Raw genomic sequence first — 16388 nt, 5'->3', positions numbered from 1 at the left:
AGTAAATTTGCTGCCGATATGGCGTTTGCCAATCGCGCTTGTTACCAATACGACAGCTGCATCGCTTCGCGGACATCGGCCATGGTTTCGCGAGCGACTTCACGCGCCCGCTCACCGCCTTCAGCGATGATGTTTTTCACCAGCTGGCGATTGCCTTCAAATTCTTTGGCACGCTCGCAGAAGGTTCCGACCTCGGCTTTCACCGCATCGATCACCGGCTGCTTGCATTCCAGACAGCCGATGCCGGCGGTTGTGCAGCCTTGCCGAACCCAGTTCTTCACCTCGTCCGGCGAGTAAATCTTGTGGAACTCCCAGACCGGGCAGTTATCCGGATTACCGACATCGGTACGACGAACTCGGGCCGGATCGGTCGGCATGCGCTTGATTTTGGTTTCGATGTCTTTTGCGTCTTCGCGCAGCGCAATCGTGTTGTTGTAGGACTTCGACATTTTCTGACCGTCGAGTCCGGGCATTTTCGACACCGGGGTCAGCAGCGCATGCGGCTCCGGCAGAATGATCTTGCCCCCGCCCTCGAGAAAGCCCAGCAGACGCTCGCGATCGCCGAGTGAAATGCCGGATTGATCTTCGATCAGGGCGCGCGCAGTGGCGAGTGCTTCGCCATCACCATCCTGGGTGTAGCGGCGGCGCAGGTCGTTATACAACTTGGCGTTTTTCTTGCCGAGTTTCTTGATTGCCGCTTCGGCTTTTTCTTCAAAGCCCGGCTCCTTGCCGTAAATGTGGTTGAAGCGACGGGCGATCTCGCGAGTAATTTCCACGTGCGGGACCTGATCGGCACCAACCGGCACATGCGCGGCTTTGTAAATCAGGATATCGGCGCTTTGCAGCAGCGGATAACCGAGGAAGCCGTAGGTTTGCAGATCTTTGTCGGCCAGCTTTTCCTGCTGCTCCTTGAAAGTCGGCACCCGCTCCAGCCAGCCGAGCGGCGTCACCATCGACAGCAGCAAATGCAGCTCGGCGTGTTCGATTACCTGCGACTGGATAAACAAGGTCGCGGCGCCCGGATTGACCCCGGCGGCGAGCCAGTCGATGACCATTTCCCAGCAATTGTTTTCAATGCCGGCGGTGTCGTCATAACCGGTGGTCAGCGCATGCCAGTCGGCGATAAAGAAAAAGCATTCGTACTCGTGCTGCAGCTGCGCCCAGTTCTTGAGCACGCCGTGGTAGTGGCCCAGATGCAGGCGGCCGGTCGGCCGCATGCCGGAAAGCACGCGGGAGTTGCCGGAAGTCGACAAGATTTGCTCCTGTTATGGTTAGGCTTGTGCCAAAAACTGGCGCCAACGACTTGAGTCAGTCGTGGCTTCGGTCGGCGCCAGCGGCAGTCGGTATTCGAGGTCTTGGCGACTGCGGCGGCCGGCGGTCCGGCCGGGACCGGGCATTATAGCGAGCATGGCCGGCCATAGGCGGCCAGATCGCAGGGCTTTGCCGGATTGATTGCCATGGGCCGGCGCCGGCCAAATCCCCGGCAAAAGCTGCTAGCCTGAAAGGAAGTCTCGGCCAATCAATCACTTGGAGCCGTTCCGCATGGAGCTCAGTGCCGATATCGTGCTGGTTCGCGACTTTGCCATTGCCCTGGCCATCGGCGCCCTGGTCGGGGTCGAGCGGGAGAAACACCGCGAACGCAGCGGCCATGGCGCCGCCGGCCTGCGCAGCTTCATGCTGATCGCCGAGACCGGGGCGCTGGCGGCCTGGCTTGGTCAGCAACTGGCGGCGCCCTGGCTGGTGGCGGCGGTTTTGCTGGCTTTGGCCCTGGTGATCGGCCCGCTGAGCCGCCGCAGCGCCAACGGCCAGACTGCCATCGCGACCGGCGACACCAGCCCTGAGCGCGCCGGCATCACCACGTCCATCGCCGCCTTGACCGTCTTCCTGCTTGGCGCCGTTACCCTGTATGGCCATGCCGAACTGGCCGTTGCGCTGGCCATTACCACATCGGCGATTCTGGCGTTCCGGGAGCCAATGCACGGCCTGGTCCGGAAAATCGATACCGATGACATTTATGCCGGGCTGAAACTGCTGATTGCCACGTTCATCGTGCTGCCGCTGATCCCGAATCGCACGCTCGATCCCTGGGGTGCGTTCAATCCGTTCCAGCTCTGGTCACTGGTGATCATCATCTCGGCGCTGTCGTTGGTCGGTTACGTCGCGATGCGCTGGCTCGGCTCCGAACGCGGCATCGCGCTGACCGCCCTGAGCGGTGGCTTGGTCTCCTCAACTGCGGTCACGCTGAGTTTTGCCCGGCGCAGTCACGAGCAGGTTGAAACCAGCCGAATGCTCGCCACCGGCGTCTTGATTGCCTGGCTGGTGATGTATGCGCGGGTGCTGATTGAAGTGGCCGTGGTGCATCCGCCGCTGGTCTGGCGCATCGGCGGGCCGCTGCTGGCGCTGGCGTTTGTCTGCGCGGTTCTGGCGGGCTATGGCTGGCAGCGCAATAGCCGGGATCACAACGGACTGGCTCATGATGGTCAGACACAAAGCGGACTGCTTCATAACGGACTGGTTAACAACGGCCATCAGCTACCAGTAACAAATCCGTTCAGTCTGGTCTCGGCAACGCAGTTCGCGTTGTTTTTCACCGCCGTGCTGTTCGTGGTGAAACTGAGTCAGCATTACCTGCCGTCGGAAACCTTGTATGGTGTGGCGGCGCTCGCCGGCTTTGCTGAAGTGGATTCGATCACGCTGTCGCTGGCCAGCATGATCCGCGATGGTGGTGATATTCGCACAGCCAGTCACGGCATTTTACTCGCCACGCTGACCAATACCTGGACCAAAGCCGGACTCGTGCTGGTGCTCGCCACCGCGCAATTGCGTCGACCGATTTTGCTGGCAACGCTGTCACTGACGGCGACCACCTTGCTGCTGATGCTGGTCATGTAAGCGCGGCACATTCAGCTGCAATCGCAACCGATTAGCGGCTACTCAAACGCCGTGCTGTCACCGGCGCCACGGCGCACCAACACCGGCACGCCATCGGTCAAATCGACCACCGTGGTCATGTCGTTGCCGCAGAAACCGCCATCGATCACCACGTCCACCTGATTGCCGACGGCATCGAAAATATCCTGCGGATCAGCGCCCAATTCGCCGGCATCCGGCAACACCAGACTGGTGCTTTGAATGGGCTCCGCCATTTCTTTCAGCAAGGCCTGAGCGATTTTGTTGTCCGGCACCCGCAGGCCGATGGTCTTGCGTTTTTCATGGACCAATCGTCGCGGCACATCCTTGGTCGCGCGCAGGATAAACGTGTACGGCCCCGGCGTGTGCGCCCGCAGAACCCGATAGGCGGGGTCTTCGACTTTGGCGTAGGTGGCAAGCTCGGACAGATCGCGGCAGACCAGCGTGAAATGGTGCTGCTCGTCGAGCCTGCGCATGCGCCGGACTCGATCAGTCGCGGCCTTGTCGCCGAGCGCCCAGCCAAACGCGTAACCGGTGTCGGTGGGATACACAATGACGCCGCCGGATTTCAGCAACGCGACCACCTGTTGAATCAGGCGCGGCTGGGGATCGACGGGATGGATTTGTACGATGCGACTCATGCTTGCGCGTCCGGCGCCATGTTGCCGTCCTTGTTCAAAATATCGACCTTGTTGAGGGTAGCGGATGGCAGGCCGAATAATTCCGGCCGCGCCTGCCAAACGGTGATCACATCGGGTGGCTGCGGCGGCATTTTGCCGAGCTCGGTCCAGTGCTGATCGGGGCTGTGAAAATCGCTGCCCTGACTGGCCCACAAACCGCGCGCGCGCGCCGAGCGCGCCAACCGCTGCGCTTCTTTCGGAAACAGTTGCGGGTAGGAAAGCTCCATCGCCTGACCGCCAGCAGCAACAAACTCGTCGAGCAAGCGATCCAGCGCGCTGCCTGACAATCCATAGCGGCCCGGATGCGCCAACACCGGCACACCGCCAGCTGCGCGTATCCAGCCCACGCCTTCGGCCAGCGAGCACCATTCGGCGGCCACGTAAGACGAGCCCTTGCGCCCCAGATAACGGGCAAAAGCGCGATCGTTATCGCGGACCAAACCGCGCGCCACCAGCAACTGGGCAAAATGCGAACGGGTCGGTGCCGCCACCGGAAAGCGCTGCTTGAGCTCGGTCAACACACCGGCCACACCGTCTTCTTCCAGCCGGGCACTGATAGCCTCGGCGCGAGCCCAGCGCCGCTGCTGCTGGGCCGCCAGCCCCGCCCGCAAGCCGTCGTGCTGCGGGTCAACCGCCAGCCCGACCACATGAATCTCGAGTTTCTGCCAGCCACAGGAAATTTCGACTGCTGGCACCAGCGTCAGGCCGTGCTGCGTCGCCGCCGCTCCCGCTTCCGCCAGCCCCTGCAGTGAATCATGGTCCGACACGGCCAGCACCCGGACGCCGCGCTCAGCCGCACGCGCCACCAGCGCCGTCGGCGCCAGCGCGCCGTCTGAACAGTGGCTGTGGCAGTGCAAGTCGTACATGGGTGATTCCAATGCGGCAGGCCGGTTGGCCGAAGCCAGTGCGTTGAGCTGGCTACACACCGGCTCAGGTGACGCTGACGCCAGCCAACCGGTAAGATGGCGGCCCGTCACGCGCGACTGATGTCCAGTTTACCATGTTGAAGTTCCTGCTCGATTTTTTCCCGCTGCTGGCGTTTTTTGTCAGCTACAAAATGGCGGACATTTATACCGCTGTCGCCGTGTTGATGATTGCCACCACCATTCAAACGGTGGGCAATCGCCTGCTGAGCGGCAAATGGCAAAAATTGCATCTGATCGGCCTGGCGATTGCGCTGCTGTTTGGCGGCCTGACGCTGATCCTGCACGATGACCGTTTCATCAAGTGGAAAGTCACGGTGTTTTTCTGGTTGCTCGCCGTGGTGTTTATCGCCGGTGCCACCATTCGCCGCTCACCGCTGAAAGCCTTGTTTGAATCGATGAACGAACAGACGCTGCCGGTACCTGCCAAGGTCTGGATGCAGGTCGACCTCATTTGGGGCGTTGTGTCGGCGTTGATTGGCGGTGCCAATCTTTACGTCGCGTTCCATTATCCGCTCGATACCTGGGTCAATTTCAAAGTCTGGGGCATCACCGTGCTGCAGATTCTGTTGTTTGTTTACACCGGTTACGCGCTGTATCGCTTCATGCCACAGGAAGCGGATAGCGACAGCCCGCAACCGAAGGAGTGATGAGATGTTTTACGCATTGATCGGTGAAGATGTACCGGGCACGCTGGACAAGCGCTTGGCCGCACGCGGCGAGCATCTGGCCCGTTTGCAGCAACTGCGTGATCAGGGCCGTTTGCTGCTGGCCGGTCCGTTTCCGGCGGTCGACAGCAATGATCCGGGCCCGGCTGGTTTTACCGGTTCGCTGATTGTTGCGGAATTTGCCTCACTGGCCGACGCCCAGGCATTCGCCGACAGCGATCCCTACGTCGCAGCCGGCGTCTATGCCAAGGTCACGGTCAAGCCGTTCAAGAAAGTCTTGCCGTAAGCGGTCCTTAACAGAGCACGACTGCCACAACAGTACTTAGCCGAGTCCGAAATGATTGATAATCGTGCCCGTCTGATTGAAATCGAACAGCGTTTGCGCGCCGCGCTGGCACCAACAGAATTTGAGTTGCTTGATGAAAGCCATTTGCACGCCGGTCATGCCGGGGCACTGACCGGCAAAGGCCATTTCGCCGTCCGCATTGTCAGTGAACAATTTCGCGGCAAATTGCCGCTGGCGCGACACCGGCTGGTCTATGCTGCGTTGGCTGAGCTGATGGAAACGGATATCCACGCCTTGCGAATCGACGCGCAGGCGCCGTAAAACGCAGCTGACAATGTCAGTTGTGATGATGGTCGTACACGAGCAAGGATGCCAATGCTGCATGCCCGCCGCCACCGCCTGACCCTGCTGGTCGCCAGTCTACTGGTCGCACTCTATTTACTGCTGGTACAGGACAAGATCGCGCTACCCAATCGCGCTGCGGCCGCGCTGTGGGATCTGGCGCACTTGCCGCTGTTCTTCCTGCTGACCGTGATTTTTGATCACTCGGTGCTGAAGCGGCATCCACGCCGCGCCGCGGTCTGGCTGCAGCTGCTGCTTCCGCCGTTGGTGGTCTTTGCCATCGGCACGGAATTGCTGCAGTCCCTGACCAATCGGGAACCCAGCCTCGGCGATGTCATCACCGACAGCGTCGGTATCGGCTTGGCAACGCTCTGGCTCGCCAGCTCACGTTATGTCGGCGCCGGCTGGAAAAAAATGCTACGCGGCATTGTGTTTGCAATAGCCGCGTCATTGCTGATCCAGCCCGGTGTGCTGCTATGGGCCGACTATCACATCAAACACAATTTTCCGATGCTGTCCGATTTTGAAAGCATCATCGACAGCAGCAACTGGTCACTTGGCAAACGCAGTGCGGAACAAGCTCGGGACGGTCGCCATTCGCTGAAAATTGTGTTTCCCACCCAGCTTTACTCTGGCACAACGCTGCGACATTTCCCGACCGACTGGAGCGCCTACAAAACGCTGCATCTGTCGGTGTTCAATCCCGGCAACGACACGCTGCCATTGTCGCTGCGGATCCATGATCGCAAACATGAACTGGGCGAGCAGCCCTATCATGACCGTTTCAATTACAACTTTGCTGCCGGTCCCGGCTGGACTGATGTCCAGTTGCCGATCAACCGAATTGCCAGCGGCCCTCGCGACCGCAAGCTTGACCTTGGCCAGCTTGCCGCGCTGCGCTTGTTCTATCAGGGTCTGCCGGCTGACGGCACGGTGGTTTATCTTGATGCGGTGTATCTGGATTGAGCTCAGTCGCCCGCTGATCGAAAATAAAAAGCCCCGCACTAAGCGGGGCTTATTATTTGTTCTATTTGCCTTATTGCTGCCAACGCTATCGGCAGCAACGGCTACTCAAAAGATTACTCAAACAACGCATCCATCGACAGGTTCTGCTCGCGCAGAATCTCGCGCAGGCGGCGTAGCGCTTCAACCTGAATCTGCCGCACCCGCTCGCGGGTCAGGCCGATTTCATTGCCAACTTCTTCCAGTGTTTGCGGTTCAAAGTGCAGCAGGCCAAACCGGCGCGCCAGCACTTCGCGCTGCTTGTCGGTCAGCATGTTCAGCCACTTCTCGATGTTCGATTTCAGATCATTGTCTTCGAGAATGGCCACTGGTTCGGCGCCAGCATCATCAGCAATGGTATCGAGCAGCGAACGATCACCGTCCACGCCGATCGGTGTGTCGATGGAGCTGATGCGCTCGTTGAGGCCGAGCATGCGCGAGACATCTTCGACCGGTTTGCCCAGCTTCTCGGCAATTTCTTCGGCGGTCGGCTCATGATCCAGCTTTTGCGCCAGTTCACGGGCGGCCCGCAAATAAACGTTGAGTTCCTTAACCACATGGATCGGCAGGCGAATGGTCCGGGTCTGGTTCATCAGCGCCCGTTCCACGGTCTGGCGTATCCACCAGGTGGCGTAGGTCGAAAAACGGAAACCACGTTCCGGATCGAATTTCTCGACCGCGCGGATCAAACCCAGATTGCCTTCTTCAATGAGATCCAACAGCGGCAGGCCGCGGCCGTTGTAGCGGCGGGCAATCTTGACCACCAAGCGCAGGTTGCTCTCGATCATCCGTTGTTTGGATTTCAGGCAGCCACGTTGCGACTTGCGGGCAAAGTAGACTTCTTCTTGCGGGGTCAGTAGCGCGGCGATGCCGATTTCACCCAGGTAAAGCTGGGTGGCATCCATGATTTTTTCATCGTCGGCGAGTTCGTAATGCGGGTTTGCCGCAGGCGCTTCGCGCTCGGCAAGTCGGGGGAGAGTATCTTCTTCGGCGAGTTCTTCAGCGATTTCTTGCTCGAGCTCTTCTTCCAACAACAACTCGTTATCCCACTGCTCATTCATGGCAGCCTCTCCACAAAGTGCCGGTGTTCGGCTTTGTTATGGTTCGGGTCCGCTCACCCTCCGGCATCGGCCCCGCTGCTGCTTATGCTTTCAGCGCTTGGGCAAATGCTTGAGTGGATCCACCGGTTGGCCCTGATAACGGATCTCGAAATGCAACTGCTCGACATCCGTACCAGTAGAACCTATATCGGCAATCAACTGGCCAGCTTTAACTGAGTCGTTCTCTTTGACGTGCAAACGGCTGTTGTGCGCGTAGGCGCTCAAAAAGTCATCGTCGTGTTTGACAATAACCAGCTGCCCAAAACCCCGCAAGCCATTTCCCGCATAGACGACGCGACCAGAAGCCGCCGCTTTGACCGGTTCACCGGAATGGCCTGCAATATTCACGCCTTTGTTACCGGTCGGGCTCGCCGAGAAGCCAGCCAACAGCTTGCCTGGGGCTGGCCAGGACCATTTTATCGGACCGTTGGCGACACCGGGACTGGTACGATTTTCTTGGGGATTTACCGGAGTTTTTGTATCTTTTTGTACATCGGCAAGTGGCTTGTTCGTGCCGGGTTTGGCCGCCGAAATCGGCGCTGTCGGCGAGGCTTTCGGGGGATTGGTACTGCTGTTGGATGGCCGTACAGATGGCAATTCGACCGCCTTCGGAGGCGGTTCTGCCGTCGATATTTTGACGTTTTCGTCAGAACTTTGACGTTCGTAGGTCCCAATTGGCAGCTTCGGCCCGGACAATTTTAAGCGCTGACCGGGAAAAATCCGATAATCGGTATCGACGCCATTCCAGCGTGCGAGCGTCCGGAAGTCCAAATCATAGGCAAAGGCAATGGAGTAGAGCGTCTCGCCGGCCGCGACAACATGGTAGCCACGGTCAATCGCCTGCTCCTGAGCGATCAACCGGGACTCGAACGGCGCCATTGGCGGCGGCAGACAGCCGGCCAGCAGTGTGGCGACACCAGCAAAAACTGTAATTGCGACCGGTTTGCGGAATGCCTGCATCAGTTCTGGTTACTTACTCAGTGGGGCCGGGCTGTAGCGGCACAAAACGAACCTTGTCCATGATGGCACTTTGCAGCTGATCGCCACGCTTCTCAATCAGCATCAGATTCTGGCTGCCATTGGCTTGGCCGACTGGCACCACCAACCGGCCACCATCGGCCAGCTGCGCGACCAGCGCCGGCGGAATCGCCAGCGGCGCCGCAGTGACGATGATGCCATCGAACGGGCCTTTTTCTTTCCAGCCTTGAAAACCGTCACCGTGGCGGTATTCGATATTGTCCAGCTGCAGCGCACTTAGCCGCGCCTGCGCCTGTTGCTGCAACTCGTCAATGCGCTCGATGGTGTACACCTGCTCGACCAGCTGCGCCAGCACGGCGGTCTGGTAACCGCAACCGGTGCCAATTTCGAGGACGTTTTTCAGCGGTCCGGCATCAAGCAGAATCTCGGTCATCTTGGCGACGATGAACGGTTGCGAAATGGTCTGGCCACGGCCAATCGGCAGCGCGGTGTCTTCGTAGGCGCGATGGGCGATCCCTTCATCGACAAAGATATGCCGCGGCACGCCAGCCATCACCGCCAACACCATCGTGTTGCGGATGCCCTCTTCCTGCAGCCGCTGCACCAGCCGGGTTCGGGTGCGATCGGAGGTCATGCCGATGCCACGCAAATTGCTGCCATTCATGGCGCCAGTCCTCCAATCCATTCGGTGAGCTTCGGCAGGCTGCTGTGCGCGGTCATGTCGACATGCAGCGGTGTGACCGAGACATAACCGTTGTCGACCGCATGAAAATCGGTGCCCTCGCCGGCATCGTCGCCTTTGGCTGGCGGACCAATCCAATAAACGTCGCGGCCTTTCGGATCGTGGGCAGGAATTATGGTGTTGGCGCGATGACGATGACCCAGCCGAGTCACCTTGAAGCCTTTGAGTTCGCTGAGCGGCAGGTCCGGCACATTGACGTTCAGGATGCGATTGGGTTCAAGCGGATGGTTGTGCAGATTGCGCACCAGCTGCACCGCCACCGCGGCTGCGGTTTCGTAGTGCACGCAGTCGGCGCCGAGCAGCGACATGGCAATGGCCGGATAACCGAGATGCCGACCTTCGAGCGCGGCGGCAACGGTGCCGGAATACATCGTGTCGTCGCCCAGATTGGCGCCATTGTTGATGCCGGCGATGACGATATCAGGCGGTTGCGGCATTAATCGATGGGTTGCCAGGTGCACGCAATCGGTCGGCGTGCCGGTGACCGCGAAATAACCTTCAACCGTCAGGTGATAACGAATGGGCGCATCCAGCGTCAGCGAATTGCTGGCGCCACTGCGGTTGCGATCCGGCGCGACTACCGTCAAGTCGCAGTGCGGGGCAAAGGCCTGGGCAAGCGCCTGAGCCAAGGCTTTCAGGCCGGGCGCAAAATAACCATCATCATTGCTGAGCAAAAAACGCATGCGTTTCAGTTCTTGTTTTAGCGATAGCGAATTTCGGGTCTGGTCAATGCCAGACAACACCAACCGCAGGCTGACGCGTCACCGCGTGGCAGTCCGCCGCTTCAGGCAGCTGGCGAGCTATGTTACCGGGCCGATCAGCAACCGTGCAGTTTTCTTTCCGCCGGCGCACGCGGCGCTGGCCAAAACATCGGCAATTCGCCGATTAACCAGACAGCAGTGCCACGGCATGCACGGCGATGCCTTCCTTGCGGCCGATATAACCCAGCCCTTCCGTGGTGGTCGCTTTCAGGTTGACCGCCGTTTCCGGCAAGCCCAGATCGGCAGCCAGCTGCGCGCGCATGGTCTGTTTGTGCGGACCAAGCCGCGGCACCTGAGCAATAACGGTGACATCGACATTGTCCGGTCTCAGCCCCCGCTCCGCCGCCAGCTTCAGGCAATGTGCCAGCAGCGCCCGGCTGCTGGCGCCGCGCCAGCGCTCATCGGTATCGGGAAAATGTTCGCCGATATCGCCGAGCGCTGCCGCTCCCAATAGCGCATCACAGACGGCATGCAGCACGACGTCACCATCCGAATGCGCCAGCACCCCTTGCGCGCCCGGAATCGTCACCCCAGCGAGGATCAGCGGCTTGTCACCGCCGAATTTGTGCACGTCGTAGCCGTGGCCGATTCGAATTGTCATGACAATCTGTTCCTCAGGCCGCAAAAAATTTGAGCAGCAACTGGATGACCGCTATTTGCAACACGAAGGCAAACAAGCTCAGACCAAAGGCGCCGCCGAAACTGGGCTTGAGCACCAACCAGAACCCGACCGCCATGCCAATGAAGCCGGTCAGAAAGCCAAAAAATGGCCCCAGCAATTGATAGCCCAGCCACGCCCCTGCCGATGCAACCGGCACGGCCAATGCCGACCAGCCGATGGTCGCGCGTTCAGCGTTGAAGAATTTCGCAGCAATATAAACTGGCAGGACCATCACGACAAAAACAATGGCAGTGATGATGCCGGCAGACTGCGTGTGAAAACCGATTTGCACCAACATACTCCCAACAAAATGAATTAGCGCAAGCCTTGCTCGCGCTGCTCGCGCAGAATTTGTTCGGCCATGGCCAGATCCTGACCCTGGGTGATTTTCAGATTGTCATCGCGGCCACGTAGCATCGTCGCAAACAGACCGAGCTGTTCGACCGCTGCGGTATCGTCGGTGTGGACCACACCAGCTTGTTCAGCCTGCTGCAAGGCTGCATGCAAAATCCGGTAGCGAAAGACTTGTGGCGTCAGCGCCCGCCAAAGTCCGTCGCGATCAACCGTGCCGGTGACGCGGCCGTGCGGATCACGGCGCTTTAGTGTGTCGGCAACTGGCGCACCCAACAGCGCACCGACATTTTCCTGCGCCAGAACAGCAAACAGCTGATCGAGATCGGAGCGCAGCAACAGTGGCCGGGCGGCATCGTGAACAAAAATCCAGTCGTCCGCTTGCGCCTTGCCGGCCAGCGCCTGCAGCGCCGCAAACACCGACGCCTGTCGGGTCGCGCCGCCGACGCAAGTCAGTACCGGCGTGGTCGCGACATCGGATTGCGGAAAATGTGCGTCGTCGGCGGCCAAGGCCAACATCACCCCGGCAAAACGCGAATCGGATTGAAATTGCTGGACGGTATGCCAGAGCACACTGTGGCCGAGTAGGTCGAGATATTGCTTGGGACGGTCAGCGCCGAGACGGCTGCCGGAGCCGGCGGCCGGGATGACCGCCCATGCTGCCGGGCCTGTCATCACTGTCGAATTCAACACGGCAGGCCCTTAGGATTCCTTGACGATGCGATAGAAAATCTCGCCTTTCTTGACCAGACCGAGCTCATGGCGAGCCCGCTCTTCAATACCGTCGAGGCCGGATTTCAGATCCTGGACATCGGTCTGCAGCAGGGCGTTGCGCTCGCGCAGCCGATCGTTTTCCAGCTGCTGGCGAGCGATCTGATCATGCAGATCGTTCAATTCAGCCAGACTGCCCGCGCCATGCCAGAGCCGGCCCTGCAGCGCACAGCAAACCAACAGGAACACTATCGCCAAGACTTTCATTGCGGACATCCGGGTCGTCGTGGAATCAGTTTGGTAATCGCCAGCAGCCCGCACCACAGCGGTCGAGGCAGCTCAAGGCCGGGCAAAGTATCGCAGAAACATCCGGGCTTTGCCTACCGTTCCGGTTTGCAGGGTTTTACCCATTTGGCGTTTCAGCCAGCCGCTGTTTTGCCGGTCCGCTGCTTTTCCAAAATCATGTATTGAAGAACCAGTCATTTGCCGGAGCAGCATTCGGCCAAGCCAGTGCTTTGCTAGGATAGTGGCAGACGGCGCAACCCGACGCCGACCATGGATGATGTCACCGATGGATACTGCCCAGTCGTCGGCAGCGCCGCCGCTATCGCTGTTCCCGACCCCGGTTTTTTGTCAGCCACTGGCGGATACCGAGCGACTCAACCATGAGCTAATCGCATTGGTGCAGAGCCTTTATCAGCAACAGCCAAGCGTGCAGCGCAGCAATGTCGGCGGCTGGCAATCGGCAAAGGATCTGCAGAACAATCCGGCACCGGCCATTCAGGCATTTCTGGCGCAATCCCGCGCCGTGCTCAGTGACTGGGCCATGCTGACGTTTGCCTTGCACACGCGCCCGGACCCGGCGATGTGGTGGTTTGCGCTGTGGGCCAACGTGAATCGGCCCGGTCATTACAACCGCGCGCACGATCATTTCCGCAGCGGCCAGATCGGTTCATCGTTTTACTACGTGCGCACGGGTGGCAATCAGGCCGGCGGTCGCACGGTGTTCATCAACCAGCAAAGCGTGCCGCATTTCGTCGACTGCGAGGTGGGCTGGCGCGACCACGAATACCCGGTGACACCGCAGGATGGCATGCTGGTGGTATTTCCGAGTTGGCTCGGTCACCGGGTCGAACCCTATACCGGTGACGGTGACCGAATCACCCTGGCATTCAATGCCGGCCACCCGGATCTTCCGGTCCGGCGGCGCGGTGATCGGCCGCTGCCGCCGTGGCTGAAACGCTTACTGGGTCGCGCCTGAGCGCCGACGCAACAGCGGTATACCAATCAGCAACGCACCGAGCAGATAACCACAGCTCAACCCCCAGAGATGGGCATCGACCGCAACCGGCGCGGCGATCAATTCCGCCAGCTCTTCGGTATGGCCACCCAGTTGTTCATACAAAATTCGGCCCAGCAAATACGCACTCAGCACACCGCCAACCAGCCATTCCCGATTGGCCAGCAGCAGCAAACCACCGAACACTGCAATACCGTACAACGCGCCGGACATGCCGACGTACCAAGCCACGCCCGGCGAAAACAGGTGCATCCCGAGCACATTGCAAACCGTGCAAAACGCGGCCACCAGCCACCATTTCGCCCGCGAGCCAAGGCCCTGAAACAACCAGTATTGGAACACCACGCTGGCGGCATTGAGCAGCCAATGCCAACCGTTGCTGTGCACCAGATTGGCGGTGAACAACCGCCACCAGGCTCCCGCGTTGACGTCCGGGCGCTGATAGCGCAATTCGCTGACTGCATCCGGCCACAGCAACAGCGCCGCCGTAATCAACAACCACAACCAGAGCGGCCAGCCGGCACGCCACTGCGCGGCCGACAACATCATTGCATTCGGTTTCACGGCTCGTTTCTCTTTTTTTGTTCCGGTTGGTCGTATCAAACCGGTGGATAATGAAAAGCCCGCAGGCGCGGGCTTTTCATGTCATCACTGTCGCTCACTTCAGGCGCGAAAACGCCCGCTTGCCGGCGTATACGGCCTTGCTGCCGAGCTCGCCTTCGATGCGCAGCAGTTGGTTGTACTTGGCAATGCGATCCGAGCGGCACAGCGAACCGGTTTTGATTTGACCGCAGCCGGTGGCTACCGCCAAATCGGCAATCGTCACGTCTTCGGTTTCGCCGGACCGATGCGAAGCCACCGAGGTGTAACCGGCCTTGTGCGCCATCTCGATCGCGGCAATGGTTTCGGTCAAGGTGCCGATTTGGTTGACCTTGATCAGGATCGAGTTGGCAATGCCCTTGTCGATACCTTCTTTCAGGATCTTGGTGTTGGTGACAAACAGATCGTCGCCAACCAATTGAATGTCTTTGCCGAGTTTGTCGGTCAGTTGTTTCCAACCGCCCCAGTCGCTCTCGTCCATGCCGTCTTCAATGCTGATGATCGGGTACTGCTTGCACCAGCCGGCCAGGAAGTCGGCAAACTCGGCCGAGCTGAACGACTTGCCTTCGCCTTCGAGGTGGTAGTAACCCTCTTTGTAGAACTCCGAACTGGCAACATCGAGACCGAGGTAAATGTCCTTGCCCATCTTGAAGCCGGCTTTCTCGATTGCGGTAGCAATGCACTGCATCGCTTCTTCGTTCGATTTCAAATCCGGCGCGAAACCGCCTTCATCACCGACGGCGGTATTCAGCTTGCGGGCTTTCAACACGGCCTTCAGTGCATGGAACACTTCGGCACCGTAACGCAGTGCTTCGGCAAAACTCGGCGCTCCGACCGGCAGAATCATGAACTCTTGGACATCGACGTTGTTATCGGCGTGAGCGCCGCCGTTGATGATGTTCATCATCGGCACCGGCATGATGAATTCGCCGCTCTTGTTCAAATATTGATAGAGCCCCTGACCTTTGCTCTGCGCCGCCGCCTTGGCTATTGCCAGCGACACCGCCAGAATCGAGTTGGCGCCAAAGTTGGCCTTGTTGTCAGTGCCATCCAGTTTGATCATCAGCTCGTCAAGCGCGGCTTGCTGGGTCACGTCCTTGCCGATCAGCGCGCTGCGCAGTTCGTTGTTGACGTGGCCAACGGCTTTCAGCACACCTTTGCCGAGGTAACGGCTCTTGTCACCGTCGCGCAGCTCCAGTGCTTCGCGCGAGCCGGTCGAGGCGCCGCTCGGCGAACAGGCCAAGGCACGAATGCCATTGTCCAGAATGACTTCGGCTTCAACAGTCGGGTTGCCGCGCGAGTCCATGATTTCGCGGCCGATAATGTGCTTGATAGTTGCCATGACGGGTCCTTGCTGTTTCAACTCAGAGAAAATCTCAAACCAACAAACGAATGTGGCGACACCAGAATCGCTTTCCCGATAGGGCGGATCAAGCAGAGCGGATCCGCCGCTGCAAAACAGGTGGTTCCGCTACGCTTGAACCACCCTACGGCCGGTTAAGCGTCAAGCCGTTTCGATCGGCGGAAACGATTTGACCAGATCGTCAATCGCTTTCACCTGCGTCAGAAATTGTTCGAGCTTGTTCAGGCGCAGTGCGCAGGGGCCATCGCATTTGGCGTGGTCCGGGTCCGGATGTGCTTCGAGGAACAGACCGGCGAGACCGGTGGCCATGCCGGCGCGAGCCAGTTCGGACACTTGCGCCCGACGACCGCCGGCGGCTTCGGCAAGCCCGCCCGGCATTTGCAGCGAGTGTGTCACGTCAAAAAATACCGGGTAATGAAATTGCTTCATGATGCCGAAGCCGAGCATGTCAACGACCAGATTGTTGTAGCCGAAACTGGAGCCGCGCTCGCACAGGATCAACTCGTCGTTGCCGGCTTCCTGACATTTTTTCAGGATATGGCGCATTTCCTGCGGTGCCAGAAATTGCGCTTTCTTGATATTGATGACCGCTTTGGTCTTGGCCATGGCGACAACCAGATCGGTTTGCCGCGACAAAAAAGCCGGCAACTGGATGATGTCGGCGACTTCAGCAACCGGCGCCGCCTGCTGCGGCTCGTGCACATCGGTGATCACCGGCACGCCGAAAGTCTGTTTGATTTCCTGAAAAATCTTCAAGCCTTCGTCCAGACCCGGCCCCCGATAGGAGTTGACCGATGAGCGATTGGCCTTGTCGAAGCTGGCTTTGAACACATACGGAATGCCGAGCTTCTGGGTCGCTTTGACATAGGCCTCGCAAACTTGCAGCGCCATGTCGCGGGATTCCAGCACATTCATGCCGCCGAACAGCACGAACGGCAACTCATTGCCAATCCGGATCTTGCCAACCTGAACAATCTTCTGACTCATGCGATCAAACGCTCCTGGTCGGG

At 59.3% G+C, this 16388-nt stretch carries 20 protein-coding genes; 6 read left to right on the top strand and 14 right to left on the bottom strand.

The annotated features are described in order from the left end of the window. Positions 1-41 precede the first annotated feature (41 nt). Positions 42-1256, bottom strand: coding sequence for a tryptophan--tRNA ligase (locus HPT27_RS08665; protein WP_407951138.1), 1215 nt, complete (start codon positions 1254-1256; stop codon positions 42-44). Positions 1257-1542: 286 nt separating this feature from the next. Between HPT27_RS08665 and HPT27_RS08660 the strand changes: the two genes are divergently transcribed. After that, a complete protein-coding gene (locus HPT27_RS08660) occupies positions 1543-2892 on the top strand; it encodes an MgtC/SapB family protein (protein WP_172241803.1) in 1350 nt (449 codons plus the stop codon). Between the two features lie 38 nt (positions 2893-2930). Here HPT27_RS08660 and HPT27_RS08655 read toward each other — a convergent pair whose 3' ends face one another. Together HPT27_RS08655 and HPT27_RS08650 are read right to left on the bottom strand one after the other, a co-directional pair. Continuing rightward, positions 2931-3551: an L-threonylcarbamoyladenylate synthase gene (locus tag HPT27_RS08655; protein WP_172241800.1), complete on the bottom strand. Its 621-nt coding sequence runs from the start codon at positions 3549-3551 to the stop codon at positions 2931-2933. Then, positions 3548-4456 carry a PHP domain-containing protein gene (locus HPT27_RS08650; protein ID WP_172241797.1) on the bottom strand — a complete coding sequence of 303 codons (909 nt, stop codon included), beginning with the start codon at positions 4454-4456 and terminating at the stop codon, positions 3548-3550. Before HPT27_RS08650 ends, HPT27_RS08655 begins: the two co-directional genes overlap by 4 nt. 134 nt (positions 4457-4590) lie before the next feature. On the opposite strand from HPT27_RS08650, the gene HPT27_RS08645 reads away from it, so the two are divergent. From HPT27_RS08645 to HPT27_RS08630, 4 genes are read left to right on the top strand one after another with little or no spacing between them, the layout of a single operon-like run. Next, positions 4591-5163: an inner membrane-spanning protein YciB gene (locus HPT27_RS08645; protein WP_172241794.1), complete on the top strand. Its 573-nt coding sequence runs from the start codon at positions 4591-4593 to the stop codon at positions 5161-5163. 4 nt (positions 5164-5167) lie between these two features. Beyond that, the gene (locus HPT27_RS08640) at positions 5168-5467 is read left to right on the top strand and encodes a YciI family protein (RefSeq protein ID WP_172241791.1); all 300 of its coding nucleotides are present in this window, start codon (positions 5168-5170) and stop codon (positions 5465-5467) included. A 51-nt stretch (positions 5468-5518) separates the two neighbouring features. Then, positions 5519-5788, top strand: a complete 270-nt coding sequence (locus tag HPT27_RS08635; RefSeq protein WP_172241788.1) for a BolA family protein — start codon at positions 5519-5521, stop codon at positions 5786-5788. Positions 5789-5842: 54 nt separating this feature from the next. Then, complete coding sequence (locus tag HPT27_RS08630; RefSeq protein WP_172241785.1) at positions 5843-6775, top strand: VanZ family protein; 933 nt, start codon at positions 5843-5845, stop codon at positions 6773-6775. Between the two features lie 113 nt (positions 6776-6888). On the opposite strand, the gene rpoS is transcribed toward HPT27_RS08630, so the two are convergent. From rpoS to HPT27_RS08590, 8 genes are all read right to left on the bottom strand, one after another. Next, positions 6889-7872 (bottom strand): RNA polymerase sigma factor RpoS, encoded by a 984-nt coding sequence (rpoS, locus tag HPT27_RS08625; RefSeq protein WP_172241782.1) that lies wholly within the window; start codon positions 7870-7872, stop codon positions 6889-6891. Positions 7873-7962: 90 nt separating this feature from the next. Beyond that, a complete protein-coding gene (locus HPT27_RS08620) occupies positions 7963-8871 on the bottom strand; it encodes a peptidoglycan DD-metalloendopeptidase family protein (RefSeq protein WP_172241779.1) in 909 nt (302 codons plus the stop codon). A gap of 13 nt (positions 8872-8884) precedes the next feature. Further along, positions 8885-9553 (bottom strand): protein-L-isoaspartate(D-aspartate) O-methyltransferase, encoded by a 669-nt coding sequence (locus HPT27_RS08615; protein WP_172241776.1) that lies wholly within the window; start codon positions 9551-9553, stop codon positions 8885-8887. Further along, positions 9550-10314: a 5'/3'-nucleotidase SurE gene (gene surE, locus HPT27_RS08610; protein ID WP_172241773.1), complete on the bottom strand. Its 765-nt coding sequence runs from the start codon at positions 10312-10314 to the stop codon at positions 9550-9552. Before surE ends, HPT27_RS08615 begins: the two co-directional genes overlap by 4 nt. A 202-nt stretch (positions 10315-10516) precedes the next feature. Next, positions 10517-10987 carry a 2-C-methyl-D-erythritol 2,4-cyclodiphosphate synthase gene (ispF, locus tag HPT27_RS08605; RefSeq protein WP_328820710.1) on the bottom strand — a complete coding sequence of 157 codons (471 nt, stop codon included), beginning with the start codon at positions 10985-10987 and terminating at the stop codon, positions 10517-10519. 19 nt (positions 10988-11006) lie between these two features. Next, entirely contained in the window at positions 11007-11345 is a 339-nt protein-coding gene (locus tag HPT27_RS08600; RefSeq protein WP_172241767.1) for a hypothetical protein, read from the bottom strand. A 23-nt stretch (positions 11346-11368) separates the two neighbouring features. Further along, positions 11369-12097 carry a 2-C-methyl-D-erythritol 4-phosphate cytidylyltransferase gene (gene ispD, locus HPT27_RS08595; RefSeq protein ID WP_328820564.1) on the bottom strand — a complete coding sequence of 243 codons (729 nt, stop codon included), beginning with the start codon at positions 12095-12097 and terminating at the stop codon, positions 11369-11371. Between the two features lie 9 nt (positions 12098-12106). Continuing rightward, entirely contained in the window at positions 12107-12391 is a 285-nt protein-coding gene (locus HPT27_RS08590; RefSeq protein WP_211197905.1) for a septum formation initiator family protein, read from the bottom strand. Between the two features lie 295 nt (positions 12392-12686). On the opposite strand from HPT27_RS08590, the gene HPT27_RS08585 reads away from it, so the two are divergent. Next, positions 12687-13376: a putative 2OG-Fe(II) oxygenase gene (locus tag HPT27_RS08585; RefSeq protein ID WP_172241761.1), complete on the top strand. Its 690-nt coding sequence runs from the start codon at positions 12687-12689 to the stop codon at positions 13374-13376. Here HPT27_RS08585 and rrtA read toward each other — a convergent pair. From rrtA to kdsA, 3 genes are all read right to left on the bottom strand, one after another. After that, complete coding sequence (rrtA, locus tag HPT27_RS08580; protein WP_172241758.1) at positions 13359-13979, bottom strand: rhombosortase; 621 nt, start codon at positions 13977-13979, stop codon at positions 13359-13361. The two genes, HPT27_RS08585 and rrtA, sit on opposite strands and share 18 nt — an antisense overlap. Before the next feature lie 94 nt (positions 13980-14073). Next, positions 14074-15357, bottom strand: a complete 1284-nt coding sequence (eno, locus tag HPT27_RS08575) for a phosphopyruvate hydratase (protein WP_172241755.1) — start codon at positions 15355-15357, stop codon at positions 14074-14076. A gap of 162 nt (positions 15358-15519) precedes the next feature. Further along, positions 15520-16365, bottom strand: coding sequence for a 3-deoxy-8-phosphooctulonate synthase (gene kdsA, locus HPT27_RS08570; protein ID WP_172241752.1), 846 nt, complete (start codon positions 16363-16365; stop codon positions 15520-15522). Positions 16366-16388: the final 23 nt, after the last annotated feature.

The sequence above is a fragment of the Permianibacter fluminis genome (genome assembly GCF_013179735.1).
Lineage (GTDB): Bacteria > Pseudomonadota > Gammaproteobacteria > Enterobacterales > Permianibacteraceae > Permianibacter > Permianibacter fluminis.
This window is presented reverse-complemented; position numbering and strand designations above follow the sequence as displayed.

Excerpts from the sequence above, each read along its gene's own strand:
- HPT27_RS08660 (WP_172241803.1), top strand. The coding sequence starts at position 1,543 with ATGGAGCTCAGTGCCGATATCGTGCTGGTTCGCGACTTTGCCATTGCC.
- HPT27_RS08655 (WP_172241800.1), bottom strand. The coding sequence starts at position 3,551 with ATGAGTCGCATCGTACAAATCCATCCCGTCGATCCCCAGCCGCGCCTG.
- HPT27_RS08650 (WP_172241797.1), bottom strand. The coding sequence starts at position 4,456 with ATGTACGACTTGCACTGCCACAGCCACTGTTCAGACGGCGCGCTGGCG.
- HPT27_RS08645 (WP_172241794.1), top strand. The coding sequence starts at position 4,591 with ATGTTGAAGTTCCTGCTCGATTTTTTCCCGCTGCTGGCGTTTTTTGTC.
- HPT27_RS08640 (WP_172241791.1), top strand. The coding sequence starts at position 5,168 with ATGTTTTACGCATTGATCGGTGAAGATGTACCGGGCACGCTGGACAAG.
- HPT27_RS08635 (WP_172241788.1), top strand. The coding sequence starts at position 5,519 with ATGATTGATAATCGTGCCCGTCTGATTGAAATCGAACAGCGTTTGCGC.
- HPT27_RS08630 (WP_172241785.1), top strand. The coding sequence starts at position 5,843 with ATGCTGCATGCCCGCCGCCACCGCCTGACCCTGCTGGTCGCCAGTCTA.
- rpoS (WP_172241782.1), bottom strand. The coding sequence starts at position 7,872 with ATGAATGAGCAGTGGGATAACGAGTTGTTGTTGGAAGAAGAGCTCGAG.
- HPT27_RS08620 (WP_172241779.1), bottom strand. The coding sequence starts at position 8,871 with ATGCAGGCATTCCGCAAACCGGTCGCAATTACAGTTTTTGCTGGTGTC.
- HPT27_RS08615 (WP_172241776.1), bottom strand. The coding sequence starts at position 9,553 with ATGAATGGCAGCAATTTGCGTGGCATCGGCATGACCTCCGATCGCACC.
- surE (WP_172241773.1), bottom strand. The coding sequence starts at position 10,314 with ATGCGTTTTTTGCTCAGCAATGATGATGGTTATTTTGCGCCCGGCCTG.
- HPT27_RS08590 (WP_211197905.1), bottom strand. The coding sequence starts at position 12,391 with ATGTCCGCAATGAAAGTCTTGGCGATAGTGTTCCTGTTGGTTTGCTGT.
- HPT27_RS08585 (WP_172241761.1), top strand. The coding sequence starts at position 12,687 with ATGGATACTGCCCAGTCGTCGGCAGCGCCGCCGCTATCGCTGTTCCCG.
- eno (WP_172241755.1), bottom strand. The coding sequence starts at position 15,357 with ATGGCAACTATCAAGCACATTATCGGCCGCGAAATCATGGACTCGCGC.
- kdsA (WP_172241752.1), bottom strand. The coding sequence starts at position 16,365 with ATGAGTCAGAAGATTGTTCAGGTTGGCAAGATCCGGATTGGCAATGAG.